The sequence below is a fragment of the Bacillus sp. FSL W8-0629 genome, from assembly GCF_038593225.1.
Taxonomy (GTDB): domain Bacteria; phylum Bacillota; class Bacilli; order Bacillales; family Bacillaceae; genus Bacillus; species Bacillus altitudinis.
In genome coordinates, this window is record NZ_CP151975.1 from 1788788 (window position 1) to 1801597 (window position 12810).

The following is a 12810-nucleotide window of genomic DNA, read 5'->3' on the forward strand; positions in this document are numbered from 1 at the left end:
ATGGCATTTGGTATTAAAAGAAAGGATCTAAATGCTTGGAAATCAGCTGTTCGGCAAGGGAATGTGGCCTTTTTGACACACTATTGGCTTGATGACCGTTTTCCGCATGCGAATACTGTCACAAAGGCAGCCTGTCAGGATATGGAGCAATTAATCGCTTGGGGACAAAAGCATGGATTAAAGAAAGAGTGGATTCATGTTCGTGAAGGTTTTCCTCATTTTGATCTCATCGGTGATTCGCAAAAACGGATTTTGCAAAAAGAGCGGTCATTAGGAAACATTCAGGAGTATGGACTTTATATTGAGTGATAAACAAAAAAGATACCCGAGGGATGAGGTATCTTTTTTGTTTATTCATAATGAAATTCTGGTTCTTTCACGGACTCGTTATAATCAATATGCAGATCATGGTTGTCAAAATACCAAATATCACTTTCTTCCACGAAGAAAGTAATGCCTTCTACTTCAGCGGTTGCGCCGGCATTTTGAGGTTCATCTTTTGCGACGCCGAGAGAAAAGCCTTTTTGTACATTACTGCACCCGCCATATCTGACAAAAAAGCGAACATGATCACCTTTTTCTAAATCCAGTTCATTCTTGTACCAATTGAGTGCATCATCTTTTATCGTTAATTTCAATGTGATCGCCCCTTTTTGAAGTCATGCTGTTTTAAATGCAGGATGCAAAAACAGCTTTTCTTTACTTTTACCACATATTTAAATTGATGAAACGGCTAAAGCCATTTGATTTTCGGTTCAGTTTTGTTGAGAATTCGTTTGAGGTTGGCGATGTGTCTGAAGATCACAAAGCCAGCAAGAACAGCAACAACAATAATTAAAAATAGATCTTGGGTGAATATGCTGTAAATGAATGTGTAGATCCCAGTCAGCATAGATGATAATGAAACATATTTACTAATGTATAAAAATAAGAAAAAAGCAGCGATCATCGTGATAAATAAGAACGGGGCATAAAATAACAGCACGCCGCCTGATGTAGCGACCGCTTTTCCCCCTTTAAATTTTGCAAAGACAGGAAAGCTGTGACCGATAACAGCAGCAACTCCTGCTAATAAGGGATGAATGTCCAGTTGCATGAAAAACGGTAAAGCCGAAGCAAGAGTCCCCTTTAAAATATCAGCTGTGATAACGATGGACCCTGCTTTCACACCTAGTGTACGGAATGCATTCGTCGCACCTAGGTTCCCGCTGCCATGTTCACGGATATCGATTCCCTTTGCAGCTTTCCCGACAATGAGACCTGATGGAATACTGCCGAGAAGATAAGCCAAAATAAACATCAAAGCAATTAACATCTGCATAACTCCTTTATATTCTCCCTCTTGTCTTACATTTTAACATGATCTTATGAAAAACATGGCGATCTTTTTTTGAAAAAAACGATGGCCGATGAATTCAGCTTTGTTTTTAACAAGAAATTCGCTAAAATAGAAGAAAAGGAGTGTCTGGATGAATCATCCTTCAAAACAAGAAATTGGGCATATATTAAAAAGCAGTAAGCGAATTGCAGTTGTAGGTTTGTCAGATCAGCCGCACCGAACGTCCTATATGGTTTCAAAAGCCATGCAAGATGCCGGTTATGACATCATTCCTGTCAATCCAACGATTGATGAAGCACTTGGGGTAAAAGCGGTCGCCTCTTTAAAAGACATAAAAGAGCCTGTTGATATCGTCAATGTCTTTAGACGTTCTGAGTTTTTGCCTGAGGTGGCGAAAGAATTTCTTGAAATAGACGCACCTGTTTTTTGGGCGCAGCAAGGCGTATATCATGAAGAGGCAAAAAGGCTGATTGAGGAAAATGGCAAGGTCGCCATCATGGACTTATGTATCAAAGTGGCTCATGCGATGACAAAAACTCATTAAATCGTCAAAAATCCTTGGTTTTTCAAGGATTTTTGCTTTTTTGTTGCAGAAATATATTTGCGATTCTAGAAGAAAGCGATAAAATAAGGCGACAGGGACCTATCGGTGACCTTGCATATCGAGAAAAAGAGCGATAAGATAAATATAGAACATTTGTTCTGTTTTGCTAAAACCATCATATGATTGCATTTGGCTTATGAAACAGTCTTGTTTATAATGGACTTCTAGTTCTGATTGCAGAATGTAGAACATTCTCATAACCGTGCAAAAGAGCATGTATCGCTGAATCACACATGCATGGTGATGATGCAGCTTATTAAAGTGGACAGTAATGAGCAGCATGATCATCATTAAAATCTAGAGAGATCATTGATGATTAGCCGGTTATGTTTGTTAGTGAAAGGGGATTAAGCATTTGGTTAAAAAGCAGCAAGTAGATTATAACGATGATTCTATTCAGGTGCTAGAGGGGCTTGAAGCGGTCCGTAAACGCCCAGGGATGTATATTGGATCGACGGATTCACGCGGTCTTCATCACCTTGTCTATGAGATTGTAGACAACTCTGTCGATGAAGTGCTCGCTGGCCATGGAGATCATATCATTGTCAAAATACATAAAGATAACAGCATTTCCGTCCAAGATAAAGGGCGCGGAATGCCTACTGGTATGCATAAGCTTGGAAAACCGACACCAGAAATCATTTTAACGGTCCTGCACGCAGGCGGAAAATTTGGTCAGGGCGGTTATAAAACAAGTGGTGGACTTCACGGAGTTGGGGCGTCCGTTGTGAACGCACTTTCAGAGTGGCTCACCGTGACGATAGAACGCGATGGATTTATTTATCACCAGCGCTTTGAACATGGCGGAAAGCCAGTCACATCACTTGAAAAAATCGGGAAAACGAAAAAGACCGGTACACTGATTCATTTTAAGCCAGATCCAACGATGTTCAGTGTCACCACCTATAATTTTGATACATTATCAGAGCGTTTAAGAGAATCAGCCTTTTTATTAAAAGGGTTAAAAATAGAGCTGATTGATGAGCGCCATGATGTGCAGGAAACCTTTTATTATGAGACAGGTATTGAAGCGTTCGTTGCTTATTTAAACGAGGAAAAGGATGTACTTAGTGAAGTCGTTTCGTTTGAAGGCGAACATCAGTCCATTGAAGTCGATTTTGCCTTTCAATTTAACGACGGATATTCAGAAAATATTTTGTCGTTCGTCAATAACGTAAGAACCAAAGATGGCGGTACGCATGAGTCTGGTGCAAAAACGGCCATGACGAGAGCCTTTAATGAATATGCACGCAAAGTGACCCTTTTAAAAGAAAAAGACAAAAATTTAGAAGGTACGGATATTCGTGAAGGCCTGTCAGCTGTTATTTCTGTCAGAATTCCTGAAGAACTTCTTCAATTTGAAGGACAAACAAAAGGAAAGCTTGGAACGAGTGAGGCAAGGTCAGCTGTTGATGCCGTGATTTCTGAAAAATTGGCTTATTTCCTTGAAGAAAACCGCGAAACGGCGACACTGCTTGTGAAAAAAGCGATTAAAGCGCAGCAGGCAAGAGAAGCGGCTAGAAAAGCAAGAGAAGAAGCAAGGAGCGGCAAGAAACGAAAAAAATCTGAAGCAACACTCAGCGGAAAATTAACACCTGCTCAATCTAGAAACCCGGCAAGAAATGAACTGTATCTAGTAGAGGGCGACTCTGCTGGTGGATCAGCCAAGCAAGGACGTGATCGAAAATTCCAAGCGGTGCTGCCGCTTCGAGGAAAGGTCATTAATACAGAGAAAGCAAAGCTTGCTGATATTTTCAAAAACGAAGAAATCAACACCATAATCCATGCCATTGGCGGCGGGGTTGGTGTCGATTTTAATGTAGAAGACATCAATTATGACAAAATTGTCATCATGACAGATGCTGATACAGATGGTGCGCATATTCAGGTTCTATTGCTTACATTCTTCTACCGCTATATGAAGCCGCTGATTGAGCATGGCAAAGTATTCATTGCCCTTCCGCCTTTATATAAAGTTAGCAAAGGCTCAGGGAAGAAAGAAGTCATTGAATATGCTTGGTCTGATGAAGAAATGGATGACGTATTAAAGAAAGTTGGAAAAGGATATACGATTCAACGCTATAAAGGTTTAGGTGAAATGAATGCCGACCAGCTATGGGAAACGACAATGAATCCAGAGTCGAGAACGCTTGTCAGGGTGAAGATCGATGATGCTGCACGGGTGGAGCGCCGCGTCACGACACTGATGGGTGACAAAGTAGAACCACGCCGTAAATGGATTGAAAAGAATGTCGCCTTTGGACTTGATGAGGAAAGCAACATTCTTGAAAATGAAAACTTGTCGCTAGCTGAGGAGGTTTAAACATGGCACAACAAGAACGATTTCATGATTTACCGTTAGAAGAAGTGATTGGGGACCGTTTTGGTCGCTATAGTAAATATATTATCCAAGATCGTGCACTTCCAGATGCACGTGATGGATTAAAGCCTGTACAACGAAGAATTTTATATGCAATGTATGCAGAAGGAAATACACAAGATAAAAACTTCCGTAAAGCTGCCAAAACAGTCGGTAACGTAATTGGTAACTATCATCCGCATGGTGATTCTTCTGTTTATGAAGCAATGGTGAGAATGAGCCAGGATTGGAAAGTGCGAAATGTGCTGATTGAGATGCATGGAAATAACGGGAGTATCGACGGAGATCCTCCTGCTGCCATGCGTTATACGGAAGCAAGGCTTTCTGCAATTGCATCAGAGCTTTTAAAAGACCTCGACAAGGAGACAGTCGAATTTGTCGCGAACTTTGATGATACAAGCAAAGAGCCTGTTGTCTTACCAGCGATGTTTCCCAACCTTCTTGTGAACGGGTCAACAGGGATTTCAGCCGGTTATGCGACTGATATTCCGCCGCACCATCTAGGAGAAGTGATTGATGGCGTGATTAAGCGAATTGAACAGCCGCATTGTACGGTTGAAGATTTAATGACAGTCATCAAAGGGCCAGATTTCCCAACAGGCGGGATCATTCAAGGTGTGGATGGTATTAAGAAGGCATATGAAACAGGAAAAGGAAAGATTATGATTCGCGGAAAAGCGGAGATTGAAACCATCCGCGGTGGACGTCAGCAAATCGTGATCACAGAAATTCCTTATGAAGTGAATAAGGCCAATCTTGTCAAAAAGATGGACGAGTTCCGCATTGAAAGAAAAGTAGAAGGAATCTCTGAAGTTCGGGATGAGACGGACCGTACCGGCCTTCGGATTGTTGTAGAGCTGAAAAAAGAAGCGGATGCGAATGGTGTCTTGAATTTCTTATATAAAAATTCTGATCTGCAAATCCCATATAACTTTAATATGGTCGCGATACATAACAGAAGACCGACTTTAATGACGCTTACAACTGTACTAGACGCTTACATTGCTCATCAAAAAGAAGTGATGACGAACCGCTCAGCATACGAGCTTCGAAAAGCAAAAGAACGTCATCATATTGTAGATGGGTTAATTAAAGCTCTTTCCATTTTAGATGAAGTCATTGCGACGATTCGCTCGTCTAATGATAAACGTGATGCGAAAAACAATTTGATGGAAAAATATGATTTTACAGAAGCACAATCAGAAGCGATTGTTTCTCTCCAGTTATATCGTTTAACAAATACAGATATCACTCAACTAAGAGACGAAGCAAGAGAGCTTGACGTGCGAATTGCAGAGCTTGAAGACATTTTAGCGAATGAGAAGAAGCTGTTTAAAGTCATTACGAACAACTTGAAGAAGTTGAAAAAGACGTATGCTGAAGAAAGACGATCCGTCATTGAGGAAAAAATTGAAGAAATTAAGATTAACCTTGAAGTGATGATCGCATCAGAGGACGTGTACGTCACAGTCACAAAGGATGGATACATCAAACGGACGAGCCAGCGCTCCTATGCTGCATCAAACGGTAAGGACTTCGGTATGAAGGATACAGACCGACTGATTCACCAGTTTGAAATGAATACAACAGATGTTCTTCTGCTATTTACGAATAAAGGGAGCTACATTTACTGTCCAGTTCATCAGTTGCCAGATATACGCTGGAAAGACATGGGGCAGCACATTACGAATATTATTTCGATTGATCGCGATGAAACCATTCAAAAAGCGATCCCAATTAAAGAATTCGATGAATCATCGTATCTCTTGTTCTTTACAAAAGGCGGTATGGTGAAGAAAACAGAGCTTCTCCAATATAAAGCGCAGCGCTATTCAAAACCGCTTGTCGCCTTGAATTTAAAAGGTGATGATGAACTTGTAGATGTTCATGTCACAACAGGTCAGCAAGAATTGTTTATTGCAACGAAAAATGGCTATGGATTATGGTTTGATGAAGAAGAAGTGAGTGTGGTCGGTCCGAGAGCGGCTGGTGTGAAAGGCATCAATTTGAAGGACGGAGACGAGGTGGTCTCTGGACAAATCATTGATCCGAAGAACAATGTGCTTGTTCTTACGACACAAAGAGGTGCTGTGAAGCGGATGAACCTCTCTGAATTTGATAAGACATCAAGAGCAAAACGTGGAGTGATCATGCTAAGAGAATTAAAGAAAAACCCTCACAGAATTGTTGCTGTGATTGCTGCTTCACTGCACGATACACTTGAGATTGATACGGAAAAGGGTGCCACGATCCCGCTCGATATTTCCACACTAAGGGCAAATGATCGTTATAGCAATGGATCGTTTATTTTAGATGAGGAAGAGCAGGGAGAAGTAACTCAAGTTCTTTTATCACCTGCTGCATCTGACCAAGATGACAATAAATAAGCAAAACGAAAACCCCCTGCCTTACGCAGGGGGTTTTTTATATTGAGGTCAATTTAACTCTCGTGATTGCCAAACATGCTTGTGATGGCATGCACTACTTCAATTCCTTGGTAAACGAAAAGAGAAAGTGAAGTGACAGAGAATAGACCTAGAATGAATACTCTTAAGAAAAATAACATCGTGTAAAACCTCCCAATTTTTGTTTGATTTAAATGGTTGGGTTAACACGAGCTACTCGGAAATTCGAAGACTGGTAGAACACTGCAAGTAAATGCTTCTTTTTCCGGTCAAATCGATCAGTATAAGTGATGCGTGCAAATCCAGCTGCCATACTGCCAATGACTAGCAGTGCTGTAAATGCCGCAAATACTGCGTTCACATGTTTTTGTTTCTTTTCATCGCCTGCTGTCTGAACGATTTTCATTTCATGTGATTCTTGATCAGCAACCACCTTTGCATGATGGTATACCTGAACGGAATGAGGCATTGAGAACAAATGAAAACTTGCAAGTGCTATGAATAAGACTGCTAATTTTAAAAGCATATTTTTTTTCATTTTTCTCACCCCTTCCTGTTTATTTTCATGATCTTACCACGTTTTCAGTTATTTGAAAAGTCTTATTTTTTTACTTTCCCTCTTTAAAAAAGCGATAAACATCAAGACATCTATAGGACTGTTTCACTTCATGAAAGGTTTCAATTTTATTTATTAAATTTAAAAAAGTACCGAGATCAAAGATCTGGCACTTTTCAAAAAGAATGTATTGATGTCGGTTTTGCAACAGCTTTTGTAAAGATTCCTGCAATACAAATGGCAAACAGAACAAAAATAAACGCATGAAGCAGACCGACTTGATTGGCGAGCAGTCCTAAAACAGGGGGCCCTGATAGAGAGGCTGTATACCCAGATAAAGTGACGATACTGACACGTTTGACAGCATAGCGGCTATCATCACCAGCTGCTGAAATGGTCAGCGGGAAGCCTAAGGACGCGCCAATTCCCCATAAAAAGATAGATATCATACACACAATGAGTGAAATCTTTAAAATCACCAAGAATAGTCCGGCGGCAGCAGATAAGATCGCGACTCTTAGCAACAGCACCCTGCCAAAGCGATCAATGAAACGTCCGCTCAGTAATCTGCCACTAATCATCCCGCACAAAAATAATGCATAGATGACCGTACTCATTGAATGAGAAACCTGATAGCCATCAACCATTGCTAGTGGAATCCAATCATTTGCAGAACCTTCTACAAATGCGAGACATAAGGCAATCATCGCTAATGAGATCGTCCGTTTGTTCAGCCATGATGTTTGAGAAGCCTCAACTGATTCTGTCTGCGTCTCATCCGGATCTTTTCCTGTCCCGTGCGGAATAAACCGTGTACAAATCAGGATGCTGAGAAAGAAAAGGAGTGCAATGGTGAGAAGGTGAATGAGGACAGACACACCTAAATAAATAAAGAGTATTCCGGCACCTGCACCAATTAACGTTCCAATACTGAAAGAAGCATGCAAAATCGGCAGGATCGTTCTCTTGATCTGATACTCAATCTCCGTTCCTTCTAAGTTCATGGCTACATTGCACATGCCTGAGCCTGAACCAAAAAGAAAAAGACCAGCAGTGACAATCAGCGTAGAAGAGAGGGCGGCGCCGATTGCAAGGGTTGAGAAACCAATAAACATCAAAAAAGCGCTGACCACAATCGCCACTCGGCCGCCTTTTTTGCGAACGAATACATTGGAAAGAATCAGCCCGACAATGGAACCTACAGATAAGCCGAGTAAAATGAGTCCCATTGTGCCTGTATCTGCTTGCAATAAATCTCTCACTTCTGGTGTTCTTGAAAACCAAGTGGAGATGGAGATCCCAGACATCGTAAAAATAACAATAATCGCTTTATACCACTTTAATTTCATCTAATCCCTCATATCTATGTAGTCATACAGAACAAATCTACTCGATTATAAAGGAGACTTCTTGATTCGTAAATAACATGAGGGAGGATCATCATGAAGAAAATATTCCAACTTCATCATTCTTTGATAGAATAAAGACAAAAGGGGCGATACATATGTCATATCGAATAGGTATTTTAAAGGGAGACGGGATTGGACCGGAAATTGTTGATTCTAGTATGCGTATTTTAAAGACAGCGTTGTCACAGTTCAATGAACCATTTGTGGAATTTGTAGAGTGTCCTATCGGTGCTGAAGCCATTCATTCTCATCAAGATCCAGTGCCAGCTTCTACTATAGCCGCCTTGAAAAAATGCCATGGCTGGATATTAGGACCTCATGATTCAGCTTCATATCCTGATCAATTGAAAGAAAGAAGAAATCCAAGTGGAGAACTGCGTCATACATTTGATTTATTTGCAAATATTCGTCCATCGCAATCGCTGCCAGGTGTGAAAAGCGTTGCCAATGGCGTCGACCTTGTCATTTTTCGAGAAAATACAGAAGGCTTTTATCCAGACCGGAATATGTATCAGGGGACAGGAGAGTGGATGATTACACCAGATGTCGCCATATCTACAGGTGTGTTTACAAAAAAAGCAATTACCCGTATTGCCCACGCAGCTTTTCAACGTGCAGTGGAGAGGAGGGGGAAAGTCACCATTGTTCATAAAGCGAACGTGATCAAATTAGGATCTGGCTTGTTTTTACGAACATGTCAAGAGGTAGCGAAAGCATATCCACAAGTGGAGGTTGAGGATATTCATATTGATGCGATGGCTGCTCATTTAGTGAGACGTGCAGGTGATTTTGATGTGATTGTGACAGAAAATATGTTTGGCGACATTTTATCTGATCTTGCAGGGGAACTAGTCGGCAGTTTAGGAATGGCACCCTCATTAAATTGCAACGAAAATCAAGCGATGGCACAGGCGGCACATGGTTCAGCACCGGATATAGCTGGTCAAAATATCGCCAATCCAATGGGCATGATTCTGTCTACAGTGATGCTTTGTAACTGGCTACATGTGAAATATCAAGATGAAAGATTAAAACAGACAGCCAGTCTGATCGAACATATTCTTGCTGAGGCCTTAAAAAAGAACTTGAAAACGAAGGATTTAGGAGGAAATGAGACGACGACACAATTCACCGAGGCATTCATTCAAACGATGAATGAATTTTCAATAAAAGGGAGATGAACATGAAAACAGAAAAAGAAAAGATGATCAAGGGAGAATACTATCACCCAAATGATCACACATTGATGGCAGATCGAGCAAAAGCACGACAATTGACATTTGCCTATCAGCAAACAAATGAGCCATCACAGAGAAAGGCCATTTTAAAGGAGCTTTTAGGCGCTTGCGGAGAAGATGTGGTATTTGAAGGCAGAATACAATGTGATTATGGATACAATATCGAGGTTGGCGAGCATTTTTTTGCAAATTTTGATGCTGTGTTATTAGATGTTTGCAAGATTACAATTGGACATCATTGTTTGTTAGGTCCGAATGTACATATATACACAGCTGGACATCCGTTAAATCCAGAAGAACGTCAAACAGGTATTGAATTCGGCAAACCAGTCACAATTGGACATCATGTATGGATTGGCGGCGGCGCCATTATCAATCCAGGTGTGACAATCGGAGATCATGCTGTCATTGCATCAGGAGCCGTTGTGACAAAAGATGTTCCGTCAAATGTGATTGTTGGCGGGAATCCTGCAAAAATCTTAAAACATTTAGAGGAATGAAAATCTGACGAATCAACCGTTGGATTTTTCATTTTTTGTTTTATCTCAATAAGATAAGTATACTTAATAATGAGACAAAGAAAATTCAATTGTTGTTTAACTTCCTAGAATATATATTATGTAAACTAGATAAAAAAGAGAACCTTTGACTTGATCCTCTTTATTATTAGATTTTATATTCAATTGACTCAAACGCAGCACTATTTTCCAGTCTCAGCAAACTGTTTCAAAAATAGGTCATAAAGGTTTTTGGGGTAATTCCATTATTTGAATCTCCATCCCCCATGAAGTTGTGATATAGAAAAATCCAAGAGGGCTCAGCTCTCTAACTTTAACATCAGACTGTTCTGCAAAATATTTTAAAGCCTCTTCTATATTGGTAACTGTAATAGCTAGATGGGCTACACCGATATCACTGGGTTTTAGGTGAACATTCTGTTGATCTGGCGTCGACCATTGAACCAGTTCGATCTTTCTACCGCCATATTGCAAAAATGCCGCCCCTTCTACAATTGACTGTTCGTGAACCCCAAAGTATCTTTTTAAACTATCGTCCTCAAACTGCATCCGTCCTGGCCGGAACAAGACTTCAAAACCCAAAATATGAGTGAAGAATTCAACTGCTACTTCGATATCGGGTACTACAAATCCTGAATGCTCGATTGTGCCTTGGAAAATTGTATTTTTCATATCGCTAAACCCCTTTGATTTTTTGGAAGTAAATGATTCATAATAAAGTGGTATATCACACGAGCACCAATTAGGTTCAATACAAGTCAAGTGGTGTTGGCACTACTGCAAGATTTAGAACAACAATACCTGTGCCTTGAAATACTATAATATTCTTTTGTGATTTCTGAATCTTTTTTGAATATCCATTAAAATTTACATGTTCCATCTGAACAATCATCATCGAGCGACGACTCTAATTTATGCTCTTCAACCTTACGATTCGCGTACTCTTCTTTCCATACCTGTTGTAATGTTTCTAAAAACACTTCGCTAGGTTGTGCTCCTGAGATGACATATTTATCATTCACAACGTAAAAGGGCACGCCCTGAATCCCAATTTTAGATCCCTCGGCTCTATCAGCTGCAATATTCTCGCTATATTGATCATTTGATAAAACATCCATAGCTTCGTTGCCATCAAGCCCTATTTCACTTGTAAGTTGAGCAAGTGTTGCGTGATCACCGATATCTAGTGAATCCGTGAAATGAGCTTTCAAAATACGCTCCATAAACTCCCGAATCTTCCCTTTCTCTTTTGCATAATAAGAAAGACGAAGTGCATCATATGAATTTGTAGGAATCATTGTATCAAATTGATAATCTAACCCAACCTCTTTTGCTTTCTGTTTCAATTGATTGTTCAGTACTTTTGCTTTTTCATATGGGACACCATGCTTAGAGGATAATACTTGATGGATATCCATTCCTGTATTTTTTTCCGCATATGGATCTAATTGAAAATGTCGAAATAAGACTTCGACCTCTTCTTTATGTTCAAACTGTTCTAACCCTATTTCAAATTGACGTTTGCCAATATAACAAAACGGGCAAACAAAATCAGACCAAATTTCTACTTTCATCCTATGTTCCCCCTTTATGATTTTGATGAATGTATCTTGTCCATTCTTCTTTATTACGCTTTTGAACGTGCGAGCTGGGATGATGTTAATTAAAATCTTTTTAACTAATCCCACCAATGCTTTTTTTAAAACGTTCGTGCTACCGCTTTTGCTTTTTCAATTGTTGAAGTAACAATTTCTTCTTCTTTAGTTGGATCATAGTCAATACCTTCAACAAAAATCGTTGGTTCCACTTCAATTCCAACAAACTTCAGCGCACCTCTTACGTAAGAATCGGAATGTTCCATTCCAATTGCCTGCGAATAAAATCCTCCCATTCCATGAATATGGATTGCTTTTTTCCCTTTCATCAATCCTTCTGGACCTTCTGATGTATATTTAAACGTTTTTCCAGCACTCATGATTGTATCAAAATAGGCTTTTAATAAAGGTTGGATTCCTAAATTCCACATTGAAGACTGAATGATGTATTTATCTGCTTCCATAAATTGCTTTGTGAATGCATTCACTGCATCTATTTTTTGTGCTTCAACATCTGTTAGCACTTCCCCACTTCTTAACTTCTTTTGTCCAGTTAAAAAATCAGCATCGATTAATGGCACATTTGCATAATAGACATCTACTTCTATTATTTCATCTGTTGGATTTACTTCCTTATATTCATTGATAAATGCTCTAGCAACTTGCGTACTTCTTGATTGTTCCTCACTTTGAGGTGTTCCTTTAACAAATAATACTTTTGACATGATCATTTCCCCTTTATGATTTTGATTTTGAATACTTATAA

General features: G+C 39.8%; 14 protein-coding genes. 6 read left to right on the forward strand and 8 right to left on the reverse strand.

Annotated elements, in window-relative coordinates:
* Entirely contained in the window at window positions 1-309 is a 309-nt protein-coding gene (locus tag NSQ17_RS09110) for a hypothetical protein (RefSeq protein ID WP_024719080.1), read from the forward strand.
* A 41-nt stretch (window positions 310-350) separates the two neighbouring features.
* Here the strand turns inward: NSQ17_RS09110 and NSQ17_RS09115 are convergent, their stop codons facing one another.
* Both NSQ17_RS09115 and plsY read right to left on the reverse strand, forming a co-directional pair.
* Window positions 351-638, reverse strand: a complete 288-nt coding sequence (locus NSQ17_RS09115; protein WP_008343795.1) for a HesB/YadR/YfhF family protein — start codon at window positions 636-638, stop codon at window positions 351-353.
* A 95-nt stretch (window positions 639-733) separates the two neighbouring features.
* The gene (plsY, locus tag NSQ17_RS09120) at window positions 734-1315 is read right to left on the reverse strand and encodes a glycerol-3-phosphate 1-O-acyltransferase PlsY (protein ID WP_008343794.1); all 582 of its coding nucleotides are present in this window, start codon (window positions 1313-1315) and stop codon (window positions 734-736) included.
* 154 nt (window positions 1316-1469) lie between these two features.
* Between plsY and NSQ17_RS09125 the strand changes: the two genes are divergently transcribed.
* The 3 genes from NSQ17_RS09125 to parC all read left to right on the forward strand — a co-directional run bounded on the left by NSQ17_RS09125 (window position 1470) and on the right by parC (window position 6710).
* Window positions 1470-1883 carry a CoA-binding protein gene (locus NSQ17_RS09125; RefSeq protein WP_041092719.1) on the forward strand — a complete coding sequence of 138 codons (414 nt, stop codon included), beginning with the start codon at window positions 1470-1472 and terminating at the stop codon, window positions 1881-1883.
* A gap of 415 nt (window positions 1884-2298) precedes the next feature.
* Window positions 2299-4266: a DNA topoisomerase IV subunit B gene (gene parE, locus NSQ17_RS09130; protein WP_007499323.1), complete on the forward strand. Its 1968-nt coding sequence runs from the start codon at window positions 2299-2301 to the stop codon at window positions 4264-4266.
* Window positions 4267-4268: 2 nt separating this feature from the next.
* Window positions 4269-6710: a DNA topoisomerase IV subunit A gene (gene parC / locus NSQ17_RS09135; protein WP_282747253.1), complete on the forward strand. Its 2442-nt coding sequence runs from the start codon at window positions 4269-4271 to the stop codon at window positions 6708-6710.
* A gap of 53 nt (window positions 6711-6763) precedes the next feature.
* Here the strand turns inward: parC and NSQ17_RS09140 are convergent, their stop codons facing one another.
* From NSQ17_RS09140 to NSQ17_RS09150, 3 genes are all read right to left on the reverse strand, one after another.
* Window positions 6764-6889, reverse strand: a complete 126-nt coding sequence (locus NSQ17_RS09140; RefSeq protein ID WP_008343787.1) for a hypothetical protein — start codon at window positions 6887-6889, stop codon at window positions 6764-6766.
* Window positions 6890-6918: 29 nt separating this feature from the next.
* The gene (locus NSQ17_RS09145) at window positions 6919-7266 is read right to left on the reverse strand and encodes a hypothetical protein (protein ID WP_008343786.1); all 348 of its coding nucleotides are present in this window, start codon (window positions 7264-7266) and stop codon (window positions 6919-6921) included.
* A gap of 194 nt (window positions 7267-7460) precedes the next feature.
* The gene (locus NSQ17_RS09150; protein WP_282747255.1) at window positions 7461-8633 is read right to left on the reverse strand and encodes an MFS transporter; all 1173 of its coding nucleotides are present in this window, start codon (window positions 8631-8633) and stop codon (window positions 7461-7463) included.
* Window positions 8634-8710: 77 nt separating this feature from the next.
* Between NSQ17_RS09150 and NSQ17_RS09155 the strand changes: the two genes are divergently transcribed.
* Together NSQ17_RS09155 and NSQ17_RS09160 are read left to right on the forward strand one after the other, a co-directional pair.
* Window positions 8711-9874, forward strand: a complete 1164-nt coding sequence (locus NSQ17_RS09155; RefSeq protein WP_342468044.1) for an isocitrate/isopropylmalate dehydrogenase family protein — start codon at window positions 8711-8713, stop codon at window positions 9872-9874.
* Window positions 9875-9876: 2 nt separating this feature from the next.
* Window positions 9877-10431, forward strand: coding sequence for a sugar O-acetyltransferase (locus NSQ17_RS09160; RefSeq protein ID WP_024719077.1), 555 nt, complete (start codon window positions 9877-9879; stop codon window positions 10429-10431).
* A gap of 237 nt (window positions 10432-10668) precedes the next feature.
* On the opposite strand, the gene NSQ17_RS09165 is transcribed toward NSQ17_RS09160, so the two are convergent.
* The 3 genes from NSQ17_RS09165 to NSQ17_RS09175 form a co-directional block, all read right to left on the reverse strand.
* Window positions 10669-11121, reverse strand: coding sequence for a VOC family protein (locus NSQ17_RS09165; protein WP_039167759.1), 453 nt, complete (start codon window positions 11119-11121; stop codon window positions 10669-10671).
* Window positions 11122-11309: 188 nt separating this feature from the next.
* A complete protein-coding gene (locus NSQ17_RS09170; RefSeq protein ID WP_342468045.1) occupies window positions 11310-12023 on the reverse strand; it encodes a DsbA family oxidoreductase in 714 nt (237 codons plus the stop codon).
* 125 nt (window positions 12024-12148) lie between these two features.
* Window positions 12149-12769, reverse strand: a complete 621-nt coding sequence (locus tag NSQ17_RS09175; protein WP_342468046.1) for an NAD(P)H-dependent oxidoreductase — start codon at window positions 12767-12769, stop codon at window positions 12149-12151.
* Window positions 12770-12810: the final 41 nt, after the last annotated feature.